The sequence below is a fragment of the Nostoc sp. DedQUE04 genome, from assembly GCF_034530995.1.
Lineage (GTDB): Bacteria > Cyanobacteriota > Cyanobacteriia > Cyanobacteriales > Nostocaceae > Nostoc.
In genome coordinates this window covers 171,593-197,527 of record NZ_JAVRCA010000009.1, presented here as the reverse complement: position 1 = coordinate 197,527, position 25,935 = coordinate 171,593, and the positions used below count along the sequence as shown (strand labels likewise).

The following is a 25,935-nucleotide window of genomic DNA, read 5'->3' as shown; positions in this document are numbered from 1 at the left end:
CGCCAGTCGCTACAACGGGGGGAACCCCCGCAACGCGCTGGCTCATGAATCGCGTCTCTACAAATGGTCTATTTATCGCATTCTTTTTTCAAATTGGTATTACTTGCCGTTGCCGTTACTACCATTGCCATTGCTATGAATGACGCGTTCGGCAAGCTTTTCGGGTACTTCTTGGAGATGGTCATATTCCCAGTGGAAGGAACCAACGCCAAGAGTGAGCGATCGCAGCTCTACAATAAAGTTTTGCATCTCTGCTTGTGGCAAGTATGCAGAGACATTATCCCAGCCTTGCCAATCGTTTTTACCCTCATAGCCTAAAATTTGCCCCCGTCTGCCACTCAATAGTTGCAACACTTTGGAAGTAAATTCGCTCGGTGTAGTCACTTCCACCCGCAAAATCGGTTCCAACAGGGTAGGTTCGGCTTGGGGTATCCCCGTTTGCATTGCCAATCGCGCAGCTTGCTTAAAGGCTTGTTCGGAACTATCAACGTTGTGGTATGAACCATTAGTCAAAGTTACCGCCAAATCTACTAGCGGGAAGCCCAAAGGCCCGTGTGTCAAAAATTCTCGCACGCCCATTTCTACGCCGGGGATGTACTGTTTAGGAACTACGCCACCGACAATAGTTTCATTAAAGTTAAAACCTGTACCGCGTGGTAAGGGCTTGATTTCGAGAAAAACATCACCAAACTGTCCGTGACCACCGCTTTGGTGTTTGTAGCGCCCATGAACTGAAGCCACTGTTTTGCGGATGGTTTCCTTGTAAGGCACTTGCGGCAAGTGGGTTGTCATTGGCAAGTTATATTTGCGGCGCAGTCTATCTAGGGCGACTTGTAAATGAATCTCGCCTTGACCCCAAAGAATAACTTCGTGGGTATCGCCGTGTTGTTCCCAAGCAAGTGAGCAGTCTTCTTCTAATAACTTGGTAATAGCACTGCTGAGTTTAACTTCATCGTTGCGCTTTTCTGGTGTAATGGCGAGGGCATACACTGGTTCCAACTCTACAGCTTTGGGTAATTTTATTGCCGACTGCTGTTCTGTGGAGATTGTATCGCCTGTCTTGATTCCTTCTAAACGGCTCAATGCAACAATTTCACCAGCACTAACTTGGTTAACTGACTGCTGTTGTTGTCCCATGAGGCGGTAAATTCCACCAGTGCGAATGCCATTGAGGACGATACCATCAGTTAATTTGCCCCGCCAAACACGCACTAGAGAGAGTTTGCCACCTTGGGGAGTGTAGTAAGTTTTTAATACCTGCGCTAAAGCTGTATCACCTTTTATGTTTTTTAAACGACGTTCTGCTGTGGTTTCTGGTTCGGGGGCTTCCCGTAACAAGGCTTCTAATAGAGGTCTAACACCATAATCTTGTTCTGCTACACCAAAGAAAACGGGCACTACTAAATCTGCCCCTAATTCCATTTTTAAATCTTTGAGGATTTCCTCTTGAGGAGGTTCGATATCTTCTAAAAGTTCTTCGAGTAAATGGTCGTCAAAATTTGCTAAGGCTTCGAGCATTTCTGCCCGTGCTGTATGTTCTTCTTCTTTTAAACTTTCGGGGAAGGGAATGGGATCGGCAGGTGCGCCGGGATGATATTGATATGCCTGTTCGCTCACCATATCAATAAAGCCGGTGAGTTCTTCCCCATTCATGATCGGAAATTGATGTGCTACCAGGGGACGGCTAGATACTGCTTTTAGGGCGTGCAACGTTTCTAGGACATGAATATTTGCCCGATCCATTTTGTTGACGAAGACGAGGTGGGGAATTTCCCAATCGTCCAGGAATTTAAATAAAGGGGCGAGGGTAAGGACTCGTTCGCGGATGGGTTCGCAAACTACAATTGCTGCATCGACTCCGATTAAAGCATTGTACGTTTCTTGGGCAAATTCTATACTTCCCGGACAGTCAAGAAAAGTGAAGCGAATGCCGTTATACTCAGTGCTAGCGGCGCTGACTTCTACACTCATGTGGCGATCGCGCGACTCGGCTGCACTATCTCCTACTGTATTGCTGTCCTTAACACTGCCTTTGCGGGAAATTGCCCCTGTGACAAATAACAAGCTTTCTAGTAAAGTGGTTTTTCCACTTAAATAAGGCCCAACAATTGCAACGTTCCGCGAACCCGATTTTACTTTTTCGTTCATAAAACCCCCCTTGCGGTAAGTTTTTTATAACCGCATGATTCTGTATATATCAAGGGTTAAAGAAGAATCCAGCTATTCTGAATTCAGGATTCATAAATCTTGACAGTAGCAAGTCCGCGAGGGTCTTAAACCGATTTATTTCTTTGCCAGTCGTACAGAATTCCCAGCTGAATTCTGGCTCCTGACTCCTGAATTCTATTTGAACAAAATGGTTCTCTGGAGTCAAAATTTCCCCTTCTTTAATTCGTTATTATCCTCCCTTTAATCGAAAGTTAAAAAAATTGTAGCCTGTCGTAAGATTTAGCTTAAGAAAAGTTAAATATCACAAATTTTTATCCCAAATCAAAAACTTTTGTAAAAAACTTTTTATGAAGTAAATTTAACTGAAAGTGTTGTGAGTCAGAAAATCAATGAGATTATCATTCTTTAAATATCGCATAGCAGGGTTGGTAAGTTTGACTTTGCTGGTTATGAGTATTTCCTTGCCCTCTCTTGCTCTATCTCCTCCTGTCGCCTTCAAGTTGGCACAATCTAATCCTAAAACTGCCGTAGACTGGTTAAACCAAGGCTTACAAGCAATTCAGGCGGGAAAGGTACAAGATGCGATCGCCGCCTTTAAACAAGCAGCTAAATTAGATCCGAAATTAGCACCAGCGCACTATAATTTAGGGTTAGCATTCCGACAAACGGGACAATTACAACCCTCTGCGGATGCATTTTATCGAGCGACGCAAGCCGATCCGAAATTTGCTCCAGCTTTTGCTAATTTAGGCGGAGCGTTGTTAGAAGGGAATAATTTCAAGTTAGCTAACGATTACTTGCAACACGCCTTAAAACTCGATCCCAAACTCGGATTTGCCCACTATAACTTGGGGTTAGTACGAGAACAGCAACGAGATTGTGAGAAAGCGATCGCATCTTTTAAAAAAGCCGTAGAATATAGCAAAAATGCACCAGAACCTCCTTACCATATAGGGATGTGTTATCTCCAACAAGGTAAACTCGACCAAGCTAGAAGTGCATTTTATCAAGCATTAAAAATTAATCCCAAGTATCCAGAAGCTTACTACAATCTCGGCTCGATTTTTTTTCAACAAAGTAAATTACAAGAGGCATTAGAGGCTTTTAGAAAATCAGCTGAAGCTAACTCTAACTATCCCAACGCTTATTATGGTGCTGGGTTAGTTTTTATCCAGTTACAGCAATATGGCGATGCAGTACAAGTATTACAATTTGCTAGAGATTTATACAATGCTCAAAAAAATCCCCAGTGGGCGAAAAATGCCGAGCAATTGTTACAACAAGCACAAAATTTCAATTACCAACCTCGCTGAGGCAGAAAAACTTAATATTGCATAAGATAAAACTATTGGGTTGACTCGCTGGTGTTGTCTGAACTAGTCCCGATTGGAAAAATGTACATGCAAAAGCGCCAGAAAAGCCGATTTTTATTTAGCGATCGCTGGCTCGATCGGCAATCAATTGTTCGCAACATGGAAGCCTTTCAAGACTTAATTGTGATTGTTTTGTGTTTGGGTTTGTTCGCCGTCATGCTAATCCAATTGTGGGGGATAGCAATCGCCCTCATGCAGCCACTAGACTATAAACATGTGACCGCAAAAATACTATTTGTGTTGATTTTAGTCGAGTTATTTCGACTATTAATGGTCTATTTGCAAGAACATAGTATCTCTGTAGGAGTAGCAGTTGAGGTAACAATAGTATCTTTGCTACGAGAGGTAGTCGTTCACGGAGCGCTGGAAATTTCTTGGGTTAATACGCTTGCAATTTGTGGTTTGTTATTTGTTTTGGGTGGACTACTCGTGGTGTGCGCTAAGACACCACACATGGATTGTATGAGCGCTAACACTAAGTTTTGTCCGGTTGTGTATAGGGGAGGTAGAGAACGACAAAACGAGTTGGAATTACAGTATTCACGTCAATGTGATGAGAATCAACCCCTTGGATAAATTGTTATGAAAATGGGGAGTGGGAGAGATGCGATTAATCACGTCTGTACCGGGGAGTGGGTAAAAGTATTTTCCCACTCCCCACTCCTTTGTATGAGGCTGTATCAGGAAATTATTTTTGCAAGTTACTTCCGACGTATTGAAATATACTCTTTTTGGAAGATGAATCGCTCTTTAAGGGTGAATATAACGTTAATTAGAAATTCTAAAAGAGGTTCAAGCAATGGCTACAAATACAGGTAACGGACAATCTCAAACAGCGATTAGCGACTTGGAGTATGATTTTATCACCGTTTTGCACAATAAGGCTGAAGCTGTTAAAGCTTACGATACCTACATCAAAGATGCAGAACAAGTAGGTTCTCAACCTTGTGTAGAGTTGTTCCAAAAATTGCGGCAATCTGATATTGAACACGCACAAGAGATTCGCCAACATCTACAACAAGTGCTGCAACACGGTAAGATGTAACCCAGGTTTTGAGTTCGTAGGCGTAAGCCCGTCGTAGACATCGCTTCTGGTTTAGCTAAAACAAAAAGAGGCGATGTTTAAAACAGGCTATTGAGCGTTACACTTGCTGATTAAATTAGAGGCAAGCACTGCCCAGTATAAGATAAACTAATTCTGGGCTGCTTGCTCTACTTGCGCCACCGTTAAATCGAGAGCCACCGCTACTTGTTCTACACTCAATCCCAATGCCAACAATCGGGGAATAGCTTCTAACTTAGCTTCCTGGCGACCTTCCTGGCGACCTTCTTCTAAGCCGTCTTCCTTGATTGATTGATACATCCGTGTTTTTTTGAATTCGTCGTCTATACCCAACATTTCTGCTAACTCCTCTCGGCTTAACCGGGTAAATTTGTACAACAGAATAGTCTCTATCAATTCTACAATTTGCTTGCTGGTAGATTCATCTGTCAGTTGTTGCCTTGCTTGTAAAATCAATTCTCTACCTTTGTCAAGGGCTGTCTCTTCTCTTTCGATAATTAATTTAACGATCGCAACTTGAAGTGAGTTCTCCCTCGTATCTAATTCATCTAGATAAATGCGTTGCACTTGTGAACTGTCTAGCAGCAGCTGATACGGTAGCCGATCGTTTGGATCTAAACTTCGTTGCGGATAGATAACAACTGCACGCCAAAAATTGACTGATTCGTTTTGACGTAAGTAAAGGAAGATTTCGGCAAAGAAGCGTCTATAAAAATTTGCGTCTAATTGAAACTGAACTTCAACAAAGTAAAGTGGTTGGTTTGTGGTTTCACTTGTGGGGATGAATACCCCATCAATCCTGAAAGCAGTTTCTTTTAGCTCGACTGAAACAAATTGATATGCGTTGATATTGGCAGTCGTGTCGCCAATTATGGCAAAAAATATGCTAGGAAAAGCTTGAAATAAGCTATAAAATATTTTGTCAGTTTGCACCTAAATTTAGTCAAGGGAACATTGAATATTAAAAGTCTACCAAAAATAGTGTAACTGCGTCTGTTTCAACACAAAAAAAGCAGATAGAAATAACCATCTGCTTTAATAAAAGATTCATTGTCTAATTTACATAGATACCAATTGATTCACTGGAGCAATCCCAGCCAAATCTAAAATTGGCGCGATCGCATCTTCACGCTTCACCGCCATCATGTGAACTCCTTGACATAATTGCCGCGCTATCTGCACTTGCTCGGCGGCAATTTTAATCCCTTCCTCAAAAGGGTCTTTGGCTTTTGCCAATCTATCAATAATATGTTGGGGAATATTTACACCCGGAACACATCTATTAATAAACTGGGCATTTTTTGCTGATTTCAACAGAAATATTCCTGCCAAAATTGGTTTTTTATAACCAGCAGCAATGGTATCCATAAACTTTTCTAGCAGATCAAAATCGGTAATCAATTGACTTTGAAAAAACTGCGCTCCGGCTTCGATTTTGCGTTCAAATCGACTTTGTAAACCCGACCAACTTTTACATTGCGGATCTACTGCTGCACCAACAAATAAATCTAAGGCTCCATCAGTCAAGGGTTTTTCATTGCAATCAACGCCTTGATTCATCTTCCGAATCAGTTGCAGCAATCGCACCGCTTCTAAGTCAAACACTGCTTTGGCATCTGGATGATCGCCTGATTTTACTGGATCGCCAGTCAAAGCTAAAATGTTATTTATGCCTAAAGCATGAGCGCCCATCAAATCAGCTTGTAAACCGATACGATTGCGATCGCGGCAAGCAATTTGACAGATCGGCTCTATGCCATTCTGTGATAAAATCACCGATGCCATTAACGAAGACATCCTTAACACGGCGCGGCTACCATCAGTAACATTGACGGCATGAACTCTCCCCTTAAGAGTCGCCGCCATTTGAATCATGTGCGCTGGATCTCCCCCCTTCGGCGGTGCTACCTCGGCAGTAACTAGAAATTTACCTGCTTGTACAGCTCTGCGAAAGTCATTTAAACCTGTGGGGCTGTGGGTGTGATGCATAACATTAAGCTTTTCAATTTCTTAAATGGTATAACAAATCACACCTAAAGGTGAAAACTTATAGAGGAAGAGAATAGCCTAAAGCCGTTTTGACTTGTGATAAAGTTTGATTGGCGATCGCTCTAGCTTTTTCCCCTCCATCCCGCAACACAGATTCCAAATAGCTTTTGTCCGCCGTTATCGAGTGATATTTTTCTTGAATTGGTTTCAGAGACTCAATAATTGTGTCTGTCAACAATGGCTTGAATTGTCCCCAGCCCATATCTTGACACTCAACTGCCACATCTTCCTTTTTCTTTCCTGAAAGCAATGTATAGAGCGTTAACAAATTATTACACTCTGGACGCGCTGGATCGTCAAAAGTCAGCCCCCGAATCGGATCGGTTTTACAACGCTTAATTTTGTATTGAATCTGCTCTGGTGAATCTAGCAAACTGATTCGGCTTAACTCTGAAGGATCGGACTTCGACATTTTGCGTGTACCGTCCGCTAAACTCATCACCCTTGCCCCTTCTTTGCGAATCAAAGGGTCTGGTAACTTCAAAACTGGTTGTTCTGGTTTACCAAATTGGTGATTTAACCGAGCTGCAATATCCCGTGTCAATTCCAAGTGTTGCTTTTGGTCTTCACCCACTGGCACTTTATCGGCTTGGTAAAGCAAAATATCAGATGCCATCAGCACAGGGTAATCCAATAAGCCTGCACTCACATTTTCTCCTTGTTTAACAGCCTTTTCCTTAAACTGGATCATATCTTGCAGCCAGTTTAGAGGCGTAATGCAGTTGAGCAACCAAGTGAGTTCACTGTGGGCCGAAACGTGGGATTGAACAAAAATGGTGGAGTGATTTAAATCAAGACCACAAGCTAGATAAAGAGCAGCAAGAGTGTAGGTATCAGCTGCCAACTGTTTTGGGTCGTGTGGCACTGTAATCGCGTGTAAATCAGCCACAAAAAGGTAATTTTCGTATTCGCTCTGACCTTCTACCCAGTTGCGAATGGCTCCCAAATAGTTACCTAGATGGTAATTGCCGGTTGGTTGAACTCCAGAAAGAACACGTTGCTTGCCCATAAATTTCAACTTAGTTATCTCAAATCCACGCTAGTAAAGTGGCGGTGTGGTGACAATTTGCTTTTCTTCATCTACAAGAGGCTGCATCAACCCAAACTCGCCTACGCAAAACTCATTTAATTTTGACATTTTCCAGGTCAACTGGCCGTTGCAGAATTATAGATTTAGTAATGACAGCAGATTTGATCTGAATTTCAGTAGGACTAATGACAAAGAACAGCCGAACAGCCCTAGCCAATTAGCTTTAATTGTGCTGACCTACTTATACTCTTTTTAGATAATATTTTCAGTTGCTATCGCTTTGCCTCTTAATAGATACTATTCTCAATTGCTTGTTGAGAGTATTATCATGACTATTCGTTTAACCGAGACAGACTTTAATCAATTATGTGACGATGTACAGCTTAATCACTATCAGGGAAAAGTAAAATTTTCTACCTGGTTTGGTCAAGTGAGTAGTCACTGGACTATGCTGCGCGATCGCCTTGAGCTAGTAATTCAAGAAAGCGATTATTCGGAAGCAGTAGTTCTTGAGGGCGAACACGATGATTCGTCTTTTTTGACATCTAAATTTTTTCTGTCTGGTGGAATGAGAACCACTACGCCAAATGTGCCTGGAGTTAGGGACGATTATGAAGAAGTTGCAGGTTATAACTACTTATTTTATTTGCCTGAGATTCGGGAGTTTGAGCATTTTACGGCGAACCAACGCAAGCAGTGTATCAGTATTTATTGGTATCCTGATTTACTTTTTAGTTTTGAGGGTAGCTTCAAGGAATTACCAACTCTGCTCCAGCAGTTGCTCGAAAATCCGACAAAAGAGCGTTTTCATCAGCCATTAGGAGCCATCACGCCGGCGATGCGATTGGTGCTGAAGCAAATATTGCAGTGTCCGTTCCGAGAAACACTTAGACAAATGTATTTAGAAGCAAAAGTTTTGGAACTACTGACGCTTCAAATTGCTCAGTGGAGAGAAAATAATCTTTTATTGGAGCGATCGCTATATTTTCGTCCCGATGAAATTGAACGTTTACATCATGCTAAAGCGATTCTCAATCAAAAGCTCCAGCATCCACCTTCTCTACTAAATCTAGCCAGACAAATCGGACTCAATGACTTTAAGCTGAAACGGGGATTTCGAGAAATTTTTGGCACTACGGTGTGTGGGTATGTGCAATCCTTACGGCTAGAGCAAGCACAACAGTTACTACTCGGCACTAATTTAACGATTGCAGAAATTGCTTCTCAAGTGGGATATGAAAGCATAAGTCATTTTGGCTACCTGTTTAAGCGACAATTTGGCGTAACCCCTAGAGATTATCGTCGCTGCAAAGGCTGATAGCAAAAGGTGAATCCCGATTGCGAGAAAAAAAATCCAGTTTCAGATATATGCGAACGCCTAAATTTCCGTATTCTCCTAAATAGAGTTAGATAATAATAATTCTCAAATAATCGGCTCTGTTTTTAGAAATACGGTTGAGTGTGTGGAGTTATGAAGCTGTCGCAATCTTGGTTCATTTGCTGTTTGATTATTGCTGTCGTTATACAACCAACTCAGGCAAAGGAAGTAACTCAAATTCATGGTGGACAAGAGCTAGACGGCTCTGCAAGAACAGTGAAAGAATGGCTGGCTCAGATAGAACAACAAAACCACGTCACTGTAATAATTGGAGGCTCCTTTCCGTCCTGTTTTCTTTTCGTTGCGCCATTGTTCGATTACTTCTTCACTCACCCAGAAAGCCAGACTCCCTCGCTGCTTGAGCGCCGCATCATATTCCTGCCAGTTACGGACTCTGTAGTTAGTTTTGGCTTTCGTCTTCATAGTCCAACTAAGAAACTAGGAGGGGATTAGTAGAGGTAGGAAGGAATAAGTAAAATTTACCATTTTTCCCTATTCATGCAACAACGCCCCAGGATTAACCTACAAAATTGGTGATGCGACAACATTGACACTGGAGTATGAATACCTCAAAGTCGATCGCACCTTTTATCGTGGTCTTACCCCCGATCCAATCGTTTTCCAAGCTCCGCGCAATCCTTTCTTAGGAGAGCCAGACGATTATTTCTCCAAAGAGACAAACTCTGTATTTCTTAACGTCAATCATCGCTTCAGTAAAAACATCCAGTTCCGCAGTGGCTTTTCCGTTACGGTTAATGATTCTGAAGAATCAGCGTTTCAACCGAGTAACATAGTAGATGGTGGTACCGTATTGCGAAGATTTGGTGCCGGTTCAGCTTATTACCAAAACTACTCTCTACAAAACGATTTAATTAGTAATTTCAAAACTGGTTCCATCCAACATCAAGTTCTTGTGGGGTTGGAGTGGAATAAATATATCCGTGGCTACGATTATTTGCGAAGTTCTGTTTCACTGACTCCCAGTATTGATTTATTTAATCCTGTGTATGGCGCTTCCCAGCCACCAGAGTTTGATGAAGCAGCAGAACGCGATCGTTTCGATCGCAATACCATCGCCGTTTATCTGCAAGATCAAGTAACATTGCTGCCAAATTTGAAGCTATTAGTAGGCGGCAGGTATGACTTTATTCACCGCAAAAATCGCGCGCAACTGCTGGATTCTTTGGGTAGAGATCCAATTGATGATGCCACTGTCGATCGGTTGTATAATGAAGCCTTTTCACCTCGCGTTGGCATTGTTTATCAGCCGATTAAACCGATTTCAATTTACGCCAGCTACAGCCGCTCGTTTAATCCCAGCGACTCGCGGACAGTAGATGGAACTCAACTACCACCGGAGCGCGGCACTCAATATGAAGTAGGAGTCAAAGCCGAACTGATTAAAGATAGGCTATCTGCGACCTTTGCCGCCTATGATATCACCAAAGAAAATGTTGCTACAACCGATCCCACTCCAGGTAACTCTGACTATTACATCCCTATAGGAGAGGTGAAAAGTCGCGGTTTAGAATTTGACCTTTCTGGACAGATTCTACCAGGCTGGAATCTGATTGCATCCTACTTTGTCAACGACGCATTTGTAAGTGTAGGTGACCAATATAATCCTGTAGGTGACACACTTGTAAATGCTCCCGGTGCTGGAGGTAGTCTCTGGACGACTTATGAAATTCAAGACGGTGGTATGAGAGGATTAGGATTTGGTGGAGGATTATTTTATACTGGCGATCGCGAAGCCACACTCCCCAACACGTTCAAAATACCTTCCTATGTACGTGCAGATGCCACGATTTTCTACAAACGCGATAACTGGAGGGTTGGGCTGAACTTTAAGAATCTTTTTGATACTCGCTATTACGATTCTCAAGGCTATTATCTGCTTCCTGGTGCGCCTTTAACAGTCCTGGGAACGTTTTCTGTACAGTTTTGATTCCTGCAATTTTTGAACTGATTAAGTCCTGTTTACTATCACACAGCTTCTACCATGAACTCTAAAAAAATACGCGATTTAGCATTTACTTTGCACCGCTATCTTGGTTTAACAGTAGGACTGGTACTAGTTATCGTTGGCTTGACAGGTAGCTTGTTGGTGTTCGAGCAAGATTTTGACCATTTTGCCATCGCTCAACAATATGGACACATTACGCCCCAAAAAGAGCAGTTATCCGCAGAGTCCGCGATCGATACAATTCAGGCTAGGTATGCTGCACGAACTGACTTGAAGCTTTTTCGGATTTATTTGCCAGATACCTCAGATACTCCCTATATAGGACAATTGGCATCAACTGATGGTCAAAGAACAGAGGTTTTTGTCAACCCTTATACAGGGAAAATTATGGGTCAACGTCTATGGGATCAAACCCTGATTGGGATAATGCTTAATTTGCACTATACCTTGATGGCAGGTCAAACCGGAATTATTATCGTTGGCATTACTGCCTTGCTAATGTGTATTCTTAGTATCACAGGTTTGGTTCTTTGGCCTGGTTGGCGCAGATTGATTGCAGGCTTCAAAATCAAGTTTGATGCTCATCCTAAACGTGCGAACTTTGACATTCACAAAGTGGCTGGCATTATCACTGTGGTTTTTCTATTGTTTACTGGCTTTACTGGCTTTTGCTGGAACTTCTACGATTTGACTGAGCCGATTATTTACGCTGTTACATTCACCTCGAAACTATCCGAACCAGTATCCAAACCAATTCCTGGTCAATCGACTTTAAAACTAACGCAACAACTCAAAATTGCTAATGCTGCTTTGCCAAATGCTGTTATCAAAAGCATTTACTTCCCCGAACGACCAGAAAATGCTTTACAAATTCGTATGAAACTACCCCAGGAAAATATAGAGTATGGGAATAGTAATGTTTATCTCGATCAATACAGTGGTAAGGTTTTGCGTGTTGATAATGGTTTGAAGTTATCATTGGGCGATCGCGTCCTCAACTCCTTCGTTCCTCTCCACTATGGTACCTTTTGGGGGCTTCCATCCCGTATCCTTTATGTATTTGTCGGGGTTGCACCTTTAATTTTATTTATCACTAGCTTTGTGATGTGGCGGTATCGTTATCAAGCTAAAACTAAAAAACGCGATCGCTCAATAGAACTGTCAAATTTACGTCGCAATTAGGGATTTCCTTCCGTTGCTCTGAACCCTAAAGTTCCAGCCTAAAAAATCAAAGCCGTCTGTTGTGGCTGTATTTTCCACCTGGCAAAGGACTGCGGCTACTTGCACAGTTACTCTGGCGACAAGGTTGGCAACGCCAGGAAATTCGGGGTCAATTTTGGCAACAGCTTTGGGCTATCATTCGCACCAAGCCCCAATTCGTAAATATGTATTTGGGTTTATGTGCTGCTGGCGAGCATTTTTGGGAATACCACCTTTTAGCTAGAGAGCGCATTACTGAGCAATTAGGATTTGATCCGTTAGTTACGCCTACCCCTGTTGAAAAACCATTAGTCACAATTTAAGATCGCTAAACAATCAACCGATCGCTAATGTGTTTTTATTGTGTTTTGATCGATAGCGATCGCATTAATTTTGCTCACAAAAACCAAGCTTTGAAATTTGATTTACTTCTGTGCTAAACTCACCTGTCCTCCAATTAACCCTAGAAATCCAGTTCCAAAGTGTTGAATATCCAAAAAGCTTGCTTGCTCCGGTGAGGTTTTGTAAATCCGAAATGTCTTCATAATTCCCAAGGTGGCAGCACTTTCTAGAGGCCCAACAAAACTAATATCCCGGTCAAGGAAATAAGTTTGATTAGCCCAGTGAGCCATCTGATTTGCATTCAAAAAATAGCAGCCTGCATGAGGATTGAGGGCACGACAAAAGGTAATTGGTGCATTCATAATTGTACCCTTGAGTTCTGGTTGCTCCTGCACATTTTGAAAAGGAGCAGTTACTCGCAAAGCCAAATCCCCATCAATGTAAGCTTTATGAACCAAACCGTAAGGGGAGATTTCATAACGATTTGGCTGGAGCAAATTTAAATCACCTGCTTGTTGAGTAAACCAATTTAATTTTATAAAAAACCAGGGATCGTGGATAATTAAGTCATCTTCTAAGAAGCAGTAATAATCATATTGACCGAGACAACTTTGCAGAACAGCTTGGCACTCAAAACCCAAAAATAGAGGTTCTATATTAGTAGAATGATGCTTATATAAATGGGATGGTAAGGGAAGCTGGTTTAAAATATGATTATCTTGGGTTGTACAAATAACAATATCTAGTTCATGCGATTGCGGCTGGTTAGCAGGAAAAGCTATTCGTTGAGCAATGTTAATAATACTTTGAGATTTACCAAATAATTGGTGTAAGGCGGTAAGGCTATTAGTTAACGCCTGCAAGCGGGGTTGCGGGTCTTTGCGTTGGGAAGCATGACGACCCTCACCGCTAGGTTTGAAAAAATGGGCAATGGTAAAAATAATTCGCATTTTACATATCGCTTTTATATTTCTTTGTCATTTGTCATTTGTCATTTGTCATTAACCAATAAATAATAATTAATATAATTCTTACAAAATTAGTTATTTTAACACTTTTATTTGCACCTTTGCTTGAGGCAAAAATATTTATGCAAGAGGCTAATGACCAATGACCAATGACCAATGATTAACGATCAATGACTAATTTTTGCCAAATCCTTTAGAAACTGGGCGCTTTTTTAAACTATCAGAACTTTTACCAGCGAACATCCATTGCAAATGCTGTGGTAACAGTTTTGCCAAATCATAACGCTTGATGATTGTCTCTCGCGCCTTCGCACGAATTGCTTGCATCTCTTGGGGATTATTCAGCGCCTCTTCAACCCTATTAGCAATATTCTGAGGAGAAAAGAAATCTACCAACAGTCCATTCATCCCATCTTGTACGACTTCCAAAACTGGCGCAGTCTTAGACGCTACTAGTAAACATCCTGCTGCCATTACTTCTAACATTGACCAGGATAATACAAAAGGACGGGTTAAATAAACATGAGCAGAAGAAGCTTGCAAAACCTGAAGGTACTCATTGTAAGGTAGCCTATCTGTAAAGTGCAGCCTCGATAAATCCAAAGATGATTTTAATTTTTCTAGCATTAATTGTTTATAAGTCTGACCATCAGGGAGATTTTTACCATAAGCAACTCGATTTTCTCCGACAACTACCACGTGGCATTTAGGTCGTCGCTGCTGAAGTAGCGCTACCGTTTCCATAAACTGTGGAAAACCTCTATAAGGTTCCATTCCTCGTCCTACATAAGTTACCAACTCTTCGACATGAGAAAGATCCAGATTTATTCTTGGTAAAACTAACTTTGCACCTGGTTTGGGAACAAAATAATTGGTATCGACACCATCATGAATTACAGTGAGTTTGCTATGATATTCTTTGGGAAACTGCTGACGCTGCCAATTAGTTGGAGAAAGACCGCGATCGCAGCTATATAAATCCGTTAAAATCGGCGCATTTTTGACCCTGATGCGGCATTCATCATCAACATTCACCGGATCGTTGGGATCGAAATCTGCATCGGAACCGTGAGCGTGATAAAACCACTCGAAATAACACAATAATTCGGCTTTGGGGAAAACATCTTTCATAAATAAAGTTGGCCCCCAACCAGAATGACCATAAACTATATCTGGAAAGAAACCCTCGGATTTTAATTTTTCTGCTACGCGATAGACAGCTTGAGCGGTGAGAACAGCATTTTCCAGGTTGCGAACGTAGTGGTGAGTTTGAGGTGCAGCTTCACGAGAAGGAGTATAAATAGCTTTAAAAACGCCGGGTATTTCCCCTTCCCGACGATTTGTCCCAAAGACAACTTGGCAATTAGGATCTTTACCCAAAACCATCGCTAGGTTGCGAAATTGTGAGGGAAAATTGGGATGTAAAAATAAAACTTTCATTGGAATAATCTTGATTAAATTATTACCAGATAAAATAAATTAAGACAAGCTGCTTAAGATTATAAGATTATTTATCACAACTTTTAGCAAGTAAACTTAGATAAATGCTTCCCCAAAAATGCGAAAATAATCGCAAATTCGTGTTATAATCATGAAATTTATTGGCATTGATTTGGGCTGGAAATCTCAACCAAGTGGATTGTGCTGTTTAGAATGGATAGATGGACAACTGCAACTACTCGATCTAGACCGCAAAGATGCCATTGCAGACATCCTCACCTGGATCGATCGCAGCGTCCAACCAGATGAGCCAGCCATTATTGCCGTAGATGCACCTACCCTTATACCCAACGCTACCGGGAGTCGTCTCCCCGATAAACTCAGCCACAAATACTTTGGCAAATATCATGCGGGATGCTATCCAGCTAATCAAAACTTACCCTTCGCCGATCGCACCATCAACTTTGGCTTAGAATTAGAATCACGCGGCTTTGCCCACGCCCCCACGATAGAACCGCAAAAACTCAGCAGATATCAAATAGAAGTCTTCCCCCACCCAGCAATCGTTAACCTATTCAACTTAGAACGCATCCTCAAATACAAAAAAGGACGACTCAATGAGCGCCGTCTAGAACTAATTAAACTCCAAAATTATCTTCTTGATATTCTCCCCTCCTTCTCTCCTCCTCTGCGCCTGTGCGGTTTGTTTCTTCTTGAAATCCCCACCACAGGTGCAGCTCTCAAAGCAACCGAAGATAAACTAGATAGCTTAATTTGCGCCTATGTTGCTGCATACTGGTGGTATTGGGGAGAAAAACGTAATTTGGTATTAGGCGATCGCACTACTGGATACATTATCATCCCTCAAAGAATTTGAGCAAAGGCTTCGCGTATGCTGCTTTAAAGTCCTTGCTTCTGATTTAGATATTGCGATCGCGTCGCAATATCTTATCCCTAGTAAACTAGACTAATCAACCGGGGTATTGTAGATTTATAGTTAATTGTGTTTGGGAAAAAACGTTCCCTTAATTGCCTGGGTGATTTGCTCTAGGTCATTTTCATCCATCGGCAGTGGCGTCACTCCTTCCTCAGGTTCAAAAGAAATTTCTTGCCATTCACTGACGGGAATCTTTTGTTTCTCCAAGCTCTGTAGCTCATCTAGCGTAGCGAAGACCATCCAAACCGAAAAGTCTTCGATCCGCAGTAACACCTCAGTGTCATTGATTAACTCATAGCTCCATAGTTGCAAAGGATGATAGCAGCCATCTTTCTCAAATTTTCCGCGTTCTCGGATGAGCGCTCTTGCTGCTGACGTTAAAGTGCCTTCAACAACTATACAGCCCACCATTCCTGACCAAGGTTGTACAGACACTTCCTCAAGCGCTAAAAAATCTGGTCTGCTGCCACTTAACTCCTCTCCTCCTGGAAAGTACGTCCGAAACCTGTCAGCCTTTTTCAGGTAGAAGTCGAGGATGCCTTGCTGAATCTGTGGTGTGTTTTGGGTAACTAGAAAACTTGAGCGAGACATAAAAATAGCCTTTGAAACCCCTAAGATGACGTGAGTTCGACGGGTTGAAAAAAAAGCTGAGACTGGAATAATTCTAGCAGTAGTTATTTTTTGGGCGTGACTGCGTAGCATAATAAAAGGCGTTGCTAAACTTGAATCAGCAACGCCTAATCTTGAGTATTTAAGAACTACTCAGCACTCTTACTCTGCCCAAGCAATCAACCTTGGCTCATAAGGATTAGCCAGATTTTTATTTTTGGGCAATACACGCAAAGACAAACCTTGTAAACCAGAAGCGGTATAGATGATGTTACCAGTGTAAATACTCAATTGCTGTCCATCTTCGCCTTGGTAATCCATCACCACTGGCACAGCGTTGACAATCTCACCATTGGCATCGATCGCACCTTGATATAACTCCACCTGCACATCATTATTCGTCAAAGTTGCCAAGTCAACCTTGGCTTTGACAGCAACGGTTTGGTTAACTTCAATGTCTGAAGCTGCCGATACGTCAACATCTTTGATTCTGATGTTGAACCAGTGTTCGCTGAGTTTTTCTTTCCAAGCGGCTAGTTCTTTCGCTGGAGCATAGTTATCAACAGTCAGGGTATGATAGCGATCGCTAGCTGGGAAATAAGCCCTCCCAGCATATTCTCCGACCATCCGCGCTGTATTAAAGAAGGGACAATTCAACCGAATTGCATCTTTCATTTTGGCAACCCACGGACGGGGCAAACCATCAGTATCCCGATGTTCATAAAATAACGGTACAACTTCCTTCTCTAACAATTCGTAGAGAGCATTTGCTTCTACTTCATCTTGGTAGTTAGGATCGTCATAATTTTCTCCATGTCCAATCGCCCAGCCTGTGCGGACGTAATCAGCTTCATCCCACCAGCCATCTAGCACACTTAAATTTGGCAAGCCATTCATTGCCGCTTTCATGCCACTAGTACCAGAGGCTTCCCGTGGACGACGCGGTGTGTTCAACCAAATATCGCAACCCGCAACCATCAACCGGGAGATGTGAATGTCGTAATTCGGAACAAACACTACCTGTTTTTCTAAGTGCTGTTCGCGGATAAAGTGATTGATCTCGCGGATCAGTTCTTTACCGGGGATATCTTTAGGATGTGCCTTCCCAGCAATCACGAATTGCACTTTCCGGTCTTTATTAGCCAGCAGAAGCCGCTTAATCCGATCCAGATCGCGCATCCAGAGGGTGGCGCGTTTGTAGGTGGCAAAGCGACGAGCAAAACCAATGGTGAAAGCGTAAGGATCTAAAACTTCTTGTGCCTGGGAAATTTCAGAGGCAGAAGCGCCGCGATCGGTCAAATGTTTAACCAAATGATCCCGCACATACAAAATCATATCTAAACGGCAGCGTTCGTGATTGCGCCACAATTCCTCATCGGGTATGGCGTCCATCCGATCCCACAATGGGCTATCTGGTGGTGCTGATGACCAATTTGGGCCGAGGTAGCGATCGTACAATTCTTGAGTCGATTTCGCCACACAACTCCGAGCATGGACACCGTTGGTAATTGCAGCGATCGGCACTTCCTCCACTGGCACTTTCTGCCACAAGCCCTGGAACATTTGCCGCGACACCACACCGTGGAGTTGGGCGACACCGTTAGAAAATGTTGCCATTTTCAGCGCCAGCACCGCCATACTGAAAGGCCCGGATAAATCGCCTGTATTCTCGCGCCCCAGTCCTAAAAATTGCTCTTTGGGCAACCCAAATATCTCTGCATAATACCCCAGGTAGTACAACATTTTTTCGGGAGCAAACAAGTCAATCCCTGCTGGTACTGGCGTGTGGGTAGTAAAGATATTACTGGAAGCCACCACCTGTCTAGCTTGGGGATAATTCAGTCCCTCTTCCTGAATCAGCAAGCGGATGCGTTCTAGGGCAGAGAAGGCGGCGTGGCCTTCATTCATGTGGTAAGCGGTGACTTTCAGCCCTAAAGCTTTGAGCATTTGCACACCACCGATCCCCAGCATAATTTCCTGGTGGATACGCATATCGATGTCGCCACCGTATAGCTGATCTGTGATGTCGTGGTCGTAAGTGTTGTTCGGTTCAATGTTGGTGTCCATCAAATACAAGGGAACCGTTCCCACCTGTACGCGCCAAACTCTGGCATACACCTTGCGTCCTGGATAATCTACCGCAATCCGCAGTTCAGAACCATCGGCATTGCGCTCTAGATGCAAGGGCATATTATAGAAATCGTTGAGCAGATAGCGTTCTTGCTGCCAGCCATCAGCATTGAGATATTGGGCAAAGTAGCCTTGCTGATACAGCAAACCTACACCTACAAGCGGTAGCCCCAAGTCACTGGCAGATTTGAGGTGATCCCCTGCCAGAACGCCCAAGCCTCCAGAATAGACGGGCAAACAATCTACAAGTCCAAATTCCGCCGAAAAATAGGCATAGCATTCTTTCGGTTTCTGTTCGCGTTGTTTCTGATACCAAGTGCGCTCTTGCAAATAATCGTCTAACTGACGGTCAGCTCGATCCATTTGCGCTAAAAAGCCTTCATCTTCGACAACTTCCAGAAGCCGCGATTGAGAGATAGTACCTAACATTAACACTGGGTTGTGATGGCTAGACTCCCACAGGTCGGAGTCTAAGCGACGAAATAAATCTTTAGTATCAACGTTCCAATCCCAGTGCAAGTTATATGCCAGCCGCCGTAATGGTTCGAGTCGCGGCGGTAGTGAAGGGGATACGTTAAATGTGCGAATTGGCTGCATAGGTTGGCAAAACTCCAAGTTTAGCTATGGTTATTGTTTACTCTCTTTACCAATGTTGCCAATTCTTTATACTGTAGTTTGTGAAAAAGCGATGACTTTGTTAAGCATTGAGAATTATTTTTAACCTCGTTGCTAAAGTTTACACCAAGGTGTTTCTAATTCTATGCCTTACTCTGAGCCATGTACTTGGTATATTAAAATTTAATCATTGCCTGGTATGTATGACTGAAAAAAATTTAGTTTTGAATAAATAATTTATATTTATTTTAGTATTGCTTCCGGGGATCAATTCGAGAGTCTTGGCTGAGGGTAAAAATTCCCTATAGCTGTGTCCGGTAAGGTGAAATTTTTTAATTATTTTTTAATAAAATTGCGCTCTCAATGAAGGGAGTCCCGATGAAAGGAGTTTCAAAAGCCTTGCATGAAAATCTTCTAAAGACTGGGATTTTTACTCAGCACGGGCTAAATGCCCCGCTGACGCTAACAGCACTCAGCACTCTCAAGCCAGGAAGCAGAAGGGAAACCCCATAAATAATCGGATGAAAGCCCTACCAAGCAGTTAATCAAGAAAAGCGATGCCTAGGGCGGGCTACACCTATGCTAACTACTTGGTATTAAATATTTTACTAAATCAGGAAGATAACTTATAAAGGTGTTATTTTATGCACCTAGTGAAGGCTGATCTTTAGTATTTTTTGTCATTGTCAGAGCTACAGCTGCTGCATAAGCGAGTTCTGCTGCCATTTGATAAGCAAGTTTGATACTTGATGAAGTGTCCTTGGCTTTAGGAGATGGGGAAGCTTTTTTTCGGCGCGACTCAAGTTTTACATCACCTGCTGCAATAGCTCGCTGTAAAATGATCCAGGCATCTAGGTCTTCTGAGTCATAATTACCTTGAAGCTGCGATCGCAGTTGATCTTCGGCTACAACACTCAAAGAGCCGATAGTTAGAGCTTCTTGTACAATTTCTTTAATTAAAGCCATAATTTGAACCAAGTGTGTGAGTTAAAATCGATACCTCAATTTGGGAAGTTAGATGTTTTTTTGCAGATTTATCCTCGAAAATAAGCTACTTTTAGCTTTCTTCTAATAAAATTTATAATGAGTAGTACCAAGCACGCATCACCCGCTTGGCTCACCCGAATGGGTGATTTATAAATTTTTAGATACAAGTAATAGCGAAGAGAAAAATTTTCAGCTACTTTGGCTTTTTAACGAAGAGGGTGTCACAAGTATAGTAAATGTCATTCTGAGTTTAACGCCCAATTATAAAATAGTAACGATAACAATATAGACCAAAATGCCAATAACTACTTACAGCATTTTTAAATCTCCCTCCTTAATGGATGCTATCTAAGTGTATAAAAATATTTTAGAGTAGCATAGGCTTTGCCTGCCGGATAAATCGCCCTAGTAAAAAAGTTAACTTATTTCCAGTATTATCATCAACAATAAATCTGGAAATCAACTTATTTAATAAGAGTGTTCCACTAAAAATAAAATGTGCTATTGTTAAAAACAATTGTTCTTAAAAACCATTCATGTCATTACAAACGTGAATTGGCTAGTCTGTAAATCATCCGTGTGCAACATGATTGGAGCAGCATACTCTAGAAATTCGTTGCAAGAAAGCCGTCATAGCAGTCGGGGAAGCGCTTACTTGTTTGCACCGATGGTTAACTTCAATGTGATGGCTGATGTGGGAGATAATCCACCCTAATTGGATTTTATTTGGGCATCAATACCCAGATAAATCCAACAATAATTACATTGTCATGCTAGGCAGAAATTTTATTTAAACTTTGAATATAGTCTAGTTAAATGTATTTTTTGTTGCAAAATAGTTTGTGAAACTGAATTGTTTCAAAAAACTAAAACCGCTTGAGAGTAAATAGCCTCAAGACAAACAACACTATCCCTATTTGCTTTAGGAGTGCTGTTAGCGGTAGCAAGCTTTTCAAATTTGCCAGAGAACCAAAACAGTAGTCTATCTAAACCAGCAAATTTTCCATCAGACAATTTAGAGTCTAAGTTTTGACACAGCAATGCACTGAAATTGTTTTGTTAATTGATTTTGTGAAACATAAGCCAAAATTTTACGTGCATATAGTACAAAATCTGCTAGCGACTTAATGCAATTGTGCATATTACTTGAGTAATTTTACATATCTAACCTCAAGAATTGCTCGCATAGTCAAAGCCAAACTTTGGTTTTTCAATGTAAAACCATCTAAAAATCTTGGTAAATTTTGGTGATATTGCTACCTTAGCTCATGTATTAATACACATATAGTCTATTGGTATTGGTAGAAGATTAGAATACAGTCAAAACAACTTTAAACACTGTCAACAACAATTGATTAACGAGATATGTAGCCATGCAGAACGAGCAATATTTTTCTAAATTGCAGCGCGTGCAAGAACTTTTAGTAACTACAGTGTTAGGAGATATTCCAACACTTCTTCTCGGGCCAAAGTTGCGTAATTTAGGATATCGTAGTATTTTTGCCCAGATAGACAGCCCAGTATATATTCAAAATGGTGTTGAATTTAACGGTACTTCTTGTATTGAGATCGGCACAGGAGTCTATATTTTCAAGGGTGTGCGGATGGATGCGAGAGGACATAAAAATAATAGAATTCATCTAGGAAATAGAGTCGCGATTGAACGTAACGTTGATATCGGGTCTTTAGAAGATACGTATATACATATTGATGAAGACACCTTCATTGCTCCTAATGTGTGTATTGAGGGGCCAGGAGACATTAAAATTGGTAAACACTGCATGATTGCTGCCCATTCAGGGATATATGCCAATAATCATAATTTTGCCGATCCGATGGAGCTGATTAAATACCAAGGTGTTACTCGCAAGGGAATTGTGATTGAGGATGATTGTTGGCTAGGACATGGAGTAACAGTATTAGATGGCGTTACTATCGGCAAAGGCAGTGTTATTGGTGCAGGAGCAGTTGTTAATAAAGATATTCCTGCTTTTTCCGTTGCTGTCGGCACACCTGCACGAGTAATCAAAAACCGAATTGGCAAAGATATAGCAAAGCTTCAAGTTGAGAAATAGGGCATGGGGTATAAGAGGCAGAGGGGCAGGGGGGCAGGGGAGAAATAATAACTCCTAACTCAGCACTCCTAACTCAGCACTGCTGAAAGGCATGGGGAATAGTAACTATCCCCTGTAAGCTGTTGCCTTTTTTGGGAAACCTTTGCCATCAGTCAACGTCACAAGGGTAAACGCCTCTGAGTTATCTTTCTTAAGGGCATCTACAAGTCAGACAACTGACATCTTGTACATTATCAATAACCGTAGGGTAGACATTCCTAGTCTTGAGTCCCCAGAGTCCTCTAAAAAAGGGACGAGATTTGGGTAATATAAAGTAGCTATCTTTTCTGCATTGCAGATACTGAAAGAAAAGCTTTCTTTGTTTTACCCGTTGGAGATATTTCTATGCTGACTTTAAAAATCGCTGTTTATATTGTTGTTGCCTTCTTCGTAACTATCTTCATCTTTGGATTTTTGTCGAACGATCCAGCTCGTAACCCCGGCCGTCGGGACTTAGAGTAAAAGGGCGATAAATTATCCGCGACTTTGGAAGGCGGAAAATACTAAACGCCACGGAAACTTACTAAGCGAAAATTTAGTAAGTTTCTTTCTCCAAGTAGCTTGCTGTAGGTAGCAGAAGGCGACAGTCGGAAGGCAAAATGTATGTTTATCCTTCCCTTTGTCATTTGGCTGTTTGTTAGCCCGATTTTGCTCACTTATGCTTCATCCAGTTCTGCCACCTAATCCGCCTCCTATCGTTGAATCTTTACAACCTGTAAATCCCGCCTCGTCTGCTAGTCATACAAAGTTTCTTTCAGGTGTAGATACTGGAACACACGAAAAGACAGACAAATCCAAGCAGCCCAAGAATTTGGCTCAGTTGGCAATTTCGGGTAACACTAAGAGCGATCTTTTATTGTCAACTCCGATAAACTCAACTCAAGATCGCTTGGTAGTTGCTGAAACTTATTCTGCACCTCATTCACCAGAAACCTTTCCACCAGAAAGTTCCCCACTCCCCGGTTCTGCAACTAGTGGGCTTTTGGGGCAGCCGCTGGTTGTTGGTTATCCCACGCAAGAGGTTACAACCTCTAATCGCCAAGTTAAAAAAGACACAAAGACAAGCCCGAGCGTCGAACCCCGCCACTCGGAACTTCTGATGTCGGCACTGCGCAAACGGGAGATGCAAAGAGAAGCCGTTGCCTTGCAAAGAAAAGTTGGAGCAAAGGCTTTAGACGAAGACGCAAAGGGTGAAGCTTCTCAAAAACTCGGTCAGCGATGTCTGACGACAAGCTGCTTTGCGTCTACGCTACCTCCAAACTCTAGTGGTGGAGCAAAATCAACCTTTTTGGACTCTTCTAGCTTTAGCTATAAAGTTTCTCCAAGCCCACTTGTCGCCCAATCTCCACGCCCTCTTCAAATCGCCCCAACTGTTACAAACAGCAATAAATTAGTTAAATCCAAGGCGGAAATTTTAGCTGAGAAGTTAACTCAACAAAAACAGCAACGCGATATTACTGCACAACAGTCTCTAAAAAAAGACAATATCTCTGTATCTGCTGCCGATCTTGCACCGAGTTCTCAATCAGTACAAAATCTTATAACATTTAAGTCTCGTAACCCGACAAACAAACTCTCAGCGCCGATCGCTGTAGAATTTAAGTCTCAAGTCCAGCAACAAAGCCAAGTACCAACGCCTACACCACAAGTAAATACCACTCAGCTACAAGCTCAACCATCTGGTACAACTGCGCCAGCTACCACACCGCCAGCCGGGCCAAGAACTGTAGAAGTAACTTCAGATCGGCAAGAGTATGACGAGAAACAGCGAATTATTACAGCTGTAGGTAATGTAGTTGTGCGATTTGATGGGGCAGTGGTGGATGCCGATCGCTTGCAAGTTAATTTGGACAACTTGATCGCTGCGGGTGAAGGCAACGTCACCTTAACCCGGGGCGATCAAATACTGCGCGGACAACGCTTCACCTATAACTTCGTTCAAGATCGTGGGGAACTGGAAAATGGTAGAGGAGAAATTTACGTACCCTCAGCCCAAACAGATTTTGCTTTTTCACCCACAGCTATAAGTGCTGGTGGAGTTTCAAGACTTCCGCCTAGCGATCGCATTCGAGCCAATCAGCCCCTTTCCGGTGTGAGTAGCCCTGGAGGAATTAATGTGACATTTGGTGGTCAGTCAGATGCTAGCAACATCCCGCGATCGAAAACAGGGGGTGTAGTCAATCGGCTCAGGTTTGAAGCTGAACAAATTGATTTTTATCCGCAAGGCTGGCAAGCAAGCAATGTCCGCATCACCAACGATCCTTTTTCACCCCCAGAATTAGAATTACGCGCAGATAAAGTAACTTTGACGCGAGAATCACCTTTGGTAGACCGCATCAGAACGCAGAAACAGCGTTTGGTATTGGATCAAAAAGTCTCCTTACCAATTCCGTTGAATGAGCGTACTATTGACCGCCGAGAGCGGGACGCTTCACCTGCAATAGTCTCCCCCGGCTATGATGGAGAAGATCGGGGTGGTTTGTATATTGAGCGTGGCTTTCCACTAATCGATACAGAGCAAACACGCTGGACGATCACGCCCCAGTTATTATTACAGAGAGGTGTGCAAGAAGGCGTGGGTGACTTAGGCTCACTGTTTGCTGTGAAGACCAAGATAAATTCTGTTTTGAGTCCACGGACGATAATTCAGGGAAATGGGGAATTAACTAGTTTTAACTTGAATGACGTGGAAGATAATTTGCGGGTGAATTTAGGATTGCGCCAGATATTAGGCACTTCTCTTCCCCACACATTGAATGTGCAATATAACTACCGCAATCGTCTCTACAACGGTACTCTGGGTTTTCAAACTGTCCAGAGCAGTTTTGGCGGCATTATTACCTCTCCGGTGATTCCTTTAGGAAAAAGTGGTATCAACCTCAACTACCAGGCAAGTGCCCAGTATATCGATGCCAACACCGATCGCCCAGACTTGCTAGAACCAGTACGGGAAAACAATCGTATTTCGCTTGGTCGTTTACAAGGCAGTGCAACTCTCAGTAGAGGGCTGTTGCTGTGGCAGGGAAAACCATTACCACCCACTGCCAGTGAGGGGTTACGATACACCGCTACTCCTGTAGTTCCTTACTTGCTAGCGATCGCTAGCCTCACAGGCACTACCAGCTATTACACCAATGGTGATAACCAAAGTACTCTAACTAGTACAATTGGCTTACAAGGGCAAATTGGCCATTTTTCCCGACCTTTTTTCGACTATACCGCCTTTAATATCAGTTACTCTCAAGGCTTAAATAGTGGATTATCACCCTTTTTGTTTGACCGCTCCGTTGATAACAAAGTATTGACCGCTGGAATATCACAGCAAATCTACGGCCCTTTTCGCTTAGGCTTTCAAACATCTGTTAACTTGGATACTGGTAAGGAAACTAGCACCGACTACATTTTGGAATATAGCCGTCGCACCTATGGCATCACCTTACGTTACAATCCGGTGTTGGAGTTAGGCGGCATCAGCTTCCGAATTAGTGACTTTAACTGGGGTGGCGGCACCGATCCATTTTCGCAAGTTAAGCCAGTAGTGAACGGCGTACAACAGGATTATTAG

Annotated in this window: 21 protein-coding genes and 1 pseudogene; 12 read left to right on the top strand and 10 right to left on the bottom strand. The window is 42.4% G+C overall.

The annotated features are described in order from the left end of the window. Positions 1-99: 99 nt before the first annotated feature. Entirely contained in the window at positions 100-2,148 is a 2,049-nt protein-coding gene (locus RM049_RS08995) for an elongation factor G (RefSeq protein WP_322703941.1), read from the bottom strand. 410 nt (positions 2,149-2,558) lie between these two features. Here RM049_RS08995 and RM049_RS08990 point away from each other — a divergent pair, with 410 nt between their 5' ends. The 3 genes from RM049_RS08990 to RM049_RS08980 all read left to right on the top strand — a co-directional run bounded on the left by RM049_RS08990 (position 2,559) and on the right by RM049_RS08980 (position 4,587). Then, the gene (locus RM049_RS08990; RefSeq protein ID WP_322703940.1) at positions 2,559-3,482 is read left to right on the top strand and encodes a tetratricopeptide repeat protein; all 924 of its coding nucleotides are present in this window, start codon (positions 2,559-2,561) and stop codon (positions 3,480-3,482) included. A gap of 81 nt (positions 3,483-3,563) precedes the next feature. Next, positions 3,564-4,118, top strand: coding sequence for a phosphate-starvation-inducible PsiE family protein (locus tag RM049_RS08985; protein WP_322686257.1), 555 nt, complete (start codon positions 3,564-3,566; stop codon positions 4,116-4,118). 223 nt (positions 4,119-4,341) lie between these two features. Beyond that, complete coding sequence (locus RM049_RS08980; RefSeq protein WP_322686256.1) at positions 4,342-4,587, top strand: hypothetical protein; 246 nt, start codon at positions 4,342-4,344, stop codon at positions 4,585-4,587. A 147-nt stretch (positions 4,588-4,734) separates the two neighbouring features. On the opposite strand, the gene RM049_RS08975 is transcribed toward RM049_RS08980, so the two are convergent. The 3 genes from RM049_RS08975 to trpS form a co-directional block, all read right to left on the bottom strand. Continuing rightward, positions 4,735-5,538 (bottom strand): Rpn family recombination-promoting nuclease/putative transposase, encoded by an 804-nt coding sequence (locus tag RM049_RS08975; protein ID WP_322686255.1) that lies wholly within the window; start codon positions 5,536-5,538, stop codon positions 4,735-4,737. A 126-nt stretch (positions 5,539-5,664) separates the two neighbouring features. Beyond that, positions 5,665-6,594: a methylenetetrahydrofolate reductase gene (locus RM049_RS08970; RefSeq protein WP_322686254.1), complete on the bottom strand. Its 930-nt coding sequence runs from the start codon at positions 6,592-6,594 to the stop codon at positions 5,665-5,667. A gap of 58 nt (positions 6,595-6,652) precedes the next feature. Next, on the bottom strand, positions 6,653-7,663 hold the full coding sequence (gene trpS, locus RM049_RS08965) for a tryptophan--tRNA ligase (protein WP_322671063.1): 1,011 nt from the start codon (positions 7,661-7,663) through the stop codon (positions 6,653-6,655). 349 nt (positions 7,664-8,012) lie between these two features. On the opposite strand from trpS, the gene RM049_RS08960 reads away from it, so the two are divergent. After that, positions 8,013-9,002: an AraC family transcriptional regulator gene (locus RM049_RS08960; RefSeq protein WP_322703939.1), complete on the top strand. Its 990-nt coding sequence runs from the start codon at positions 8,013-8,015 to the stop codon at positions 9,000-9,002. A 255-nt stretch (positions 9,003-9,257) separates the two neighbouring features. On the opposite strand, the gene RM049_RS08955 is transcribed toward RM049_RS08960, so the two are convergent. Beyond that, positions 9,258-9,485, bottom strand: coding sequence for a transposase (locus RM049_RS08955; protein ID WP_322703938.1), 228 nt, complete (start codon positions 9,483-9,485; stop codon positions 9,258-9,260). A gap of 61 nt (positions 9,486-9,546) precedes the next feature. Between RM049_RS08955 and RM049_RS08950 the strand changes: the two genes are divergently transcribed. The 3 genes and pseudogenes from RM049_RS08950 to RM049_RS08940 form a co-directional block, all read left to right on the top strand. Next, complete coding sequence (locus RM049_RS08950) at positions 9,547-11,010, top strand: TonB-dependent siderophore receptor (RefSeq protein WP_322703951.1); 1,464 nt, start codon at positions 9,547-9,549, stop codon at positions 11,008-11,010. A gap of 54 nt (positions 11,011-11,064) precedes the next feature. Then, positions 11,065-12,210 (top strand): PepSY-associated TM helix domain-containing protein, encoded by a 1,146-nt coding sequence (locus RM049_RS08945; RefSeq protein WP_322703937.1) that lies wholly within the window; start codon positions 11,065-11,067, stop codon positions 12,208-12,210. A 65-nt stretch (positions 12,211-12,275) separates the two neighbouring features. Then, a pseudogene (locus RM049_RS08940) lies at positions 12,276-12,551 on the top strand (DUF4070 domain-containing protein); the annotation flags it as partial. Between the two features lie 102 nt (positions 12,552-12,653). Here the strand turns inward: RM049_RS08940 and RM049_RS08935 are convergent. Next, a complete protein-coding gene (locus tag RM049_RS08935; RefSeq protein ID WP_322703936.1) occupies positions 12,654-13,520 on the bottom strand; it encodes a calcium-binding protein in 867 nt (288 codons plus the stop codon). 192 nt (positions 13,521-13,712) lie between these two features. Further along, a complete protein-coding gene (locus RM049_RS08930) occupies positions 13,713-14,978 on the bottom strand; it encodes a glycosyltransferase family 4 protein (protein ID WP_322671058.1) in 1,266 nt (421 codons plus the stop codon). Positions 14,979-15,129: 151 nt separating this feature from the next. Between RM049_RS08930 and RM049_RS08925 the strand changes: the two genes are divergently transcribed. Then, the gene (locus RM049_RS08925; RefSeq protein WP_322671057.1) at positions 15,130-15,855 is read left to right on the top strand and encodes a DUF429 domain-containing protein; all 726 of its coding nucleotides are present in this window, start codon (positions 15,130-15,132) and stop codon (positions 15,853-15,855) included. A 120-nt stretch (positions 15,856-15,975) separates the two neighbouring features. Here RM049_RS08925 and RM049_RS08920 read toward each other — a convergent pair whose 3' ends face one another. The 3 genes from RM049_RS08920 to RM049_RS08910 all read right to left on the bottom strand — a co-directional run bounded on the left by RM049_RS08920 (position 15,976) and on the right by RM049_RS08910 (position 20,235). After that, the gene (locus tag RM049_RS08920) at positions 15,976-16,506 is read right to left on the bottom strand and encodes a hypothetical protein (RefSeq protein ID WP_322671056.1); all 531 of its coding nucleotides are present in this window, start codon (positions 16,504-16,506) and stop codon (positions 15,976-15,978) included. A gap of 180 nt (positions 16,507-16,686) precedes the next feature. Beyond that, positions 16,687-19,251 carry an alpha-glucan family phosphorylase gene (gene glgP / locus RM049_RS08915; RefSeq protein ID WP_322703935.1) on the bottom strand — a complete coding sequence of 855 codons (2,565 nt, stop codon included), beginning with the start codon at positions 19,249-19,251 and terminating at the stop codon, positions 16,687-16,689. A 660-nt stretch (positions 19,252-19,911) separates the two neighbouring features. Further along, complete coding sequence (locus RM049_RS08910; protein ID WP_322671054.1) at positions 19,912-20,235, bottom strand: hypothetical protein; 324 nt, start codon at positions 20,233-20,235, stop codon at positions 19,912-19,914. Positions 20,236-20,806: 571 nt separating this feature from the next. Between RM049_RS08910 and RM049_RS08905 the strand changes: the two genes are divergently transcribed. From RM049_RS08905 to RM049_RS08890, 4 genes are all read left to right on the top strand, one after another. Next, on the top strand, positions 20,807-20,971 hold the full coding sequence (locus tag RM049_RS08905) for a hypothetical protein (protein WP_179063512.1): 165 nt from the start codon (positions 20,807-20,809) through the stop codon (positions 20,969-20,971). Between the two features lie 658 nt (positions 20,972-21,629). Next, positions 21,630-22,331 carry an acyltransferase gene (locus tag RM049_RS08900; protein ID WP_322703934.1) on the top strand — a complete coding sequence of 234 codons (702 nt, stop codon included), beginning with the start codon at positions 21,630-21,632 and terminating at the stop codon, positions 22,329-22,331. Between the two features lie 384 nt (positions 22,332-22,715). Next, a complete protein-coding gene (locus RM049_RS08895) occupies positions 22,716-22,832 on the top strand; it encodes a photosystem II reaction center protein I (protein WP_041566417.1) in 117 nt (38 codons plus the stop codon). A gap of 196 nt (positions 22,833-23,028) precedes the next feature. Beyond that, the gene (locus RM049_RS08890) at positions 23,029-25,935 is read left to right on the top strand and encodes a DUF3769 domain-containing protein (RefSeq protein ID WP_322703933.1); all 2,907 of its coding nucleotides are present in this window, start codon (positions 23,029-23,031) and stop codon (positions 25,933-25,935) included.

Bases quoted from the DNA above. Each gene is read 5' to 3' on its own strand.
- RM049_RS08995 (WP_322703941.1), bottom strand. From the start codon at position 2,148: ATGAACGAAAAAGTAAAATCGGGTTCGCGGAACGTTGCAATTGTTGGG.
- RM049_RS08990 (WP_322703940.1), top strand. From the start codon at position 2,559: ATGAGATTATCATTCTTTAAATATCGCATAGCAGGGTTGGTAAGTTTG.
- RM049_RS08985 (WP_322686257.1), top strand. From the start codon at position 3,564: ATGTACATGCAAAAGCGCCAGAAAAGCCGATTTTTATTTAGCGATCGC.
- RM049_RS08980 (WP_322686256.1), top strand. From the start codon at position 4,342: ATGGCTACAAATACAGGTAACGGACAATCTCAAACAGCGATTAGCGAC.
- RM049_RS08970 (WP_322686254.1), bottom strand. From the start codon at position 6,594: ATGCATCACACCCACAGCCCCACAGGTTTAAATGACTTTCGCAGAGCT.
- trpS (WP_322671063.1), bottom strand. From the start codon at position 7,663: ATGGGCAAGCAACGTGTTCTTTCTGGAGTTCAACCAACCGGCAATTAC.
- RM049_RS08960 (WP_322703939.1), top strand. From the start codon at position 8,013: ATGACTATTCGTTTAACCGAGACAGACTTTAATCAATTATGTGACGAT.
- RM049_RS08955 (WP_322703938.1), bottom strand. From the start codon at position 9,485: ATGAAGACGAAAGCCAAAACTAACTACAGAGTCCGTAACTGGCAGGAA.
- RM049_RS08945 (WP_322703937.1), top strand. From the start codon at position 11,065: ATGAACTCTAAAAAAATACGCGATTTAGCATTTACTTTGCACCGCTAT.
- RM049_RS08935 (WP_322703936.1), bottom strand. From the start codon at position 13,520: ATGCGAATTATTTTTACCATTGCCCATTTTTTCAAACCTAGCGGTGAG.
- RM049_RS08930 (WP_322671058.1), bottom strand. From the start codon at position 14,978: ATGAAAGTTTTATTTTTACATCCCAATTTTCCCTCACAATTTCGCAAC.
- RM049_RS08925 (WP_322671057.1), top strand. From the start codon at position 15,130: ATGAAATTTATTGGCATTGATTTGGGCTGGAAATCTCAACCAAGTGGA.
- RM049_RS08920 (WP_322671056.1), bottom strand. From the start codon at position 16,506: ATGTCTCGCTCAAGTTTTCTAGTTACCCAAAACACACCACAGATTCAG.
- glgP (WP_322703935.1), bottom strand. From the start codon at position 19,251: ATGCAGCCAATTCGCACATTTAACGTATCCCCTTCACTACCGCCGCGA.
- RM049_RS08910 (WP_322671054.1), bottom strand. From the start codon at position 20,235: ATGGCTTTAATTAAAGAAATTGTACAAGAAGCTCTAACTATCGGCTCT.
- RM049_RS08900 (WP_322703934.1), top strand. From the start codon at position 21,630: ATGCAGAACGAGCAATATTTTTCTAAATTGCAGCGCGTGCAAGAACTT.
- RM049_RS08895 (WP_041566417.1), top strand. From the start codon at position 22,716: ATGCTGACTTTAAAAATCGCTGTTTATATTGTTGTTGCCTTCTTCGTA.
- RM049_RS08890 (WP_322703933.1), top strand. From the start codon at position 23,029: ATGCTTCATCCAGTTCTGCCACCTAATCCGCCTCCTATCGTTGAATCT.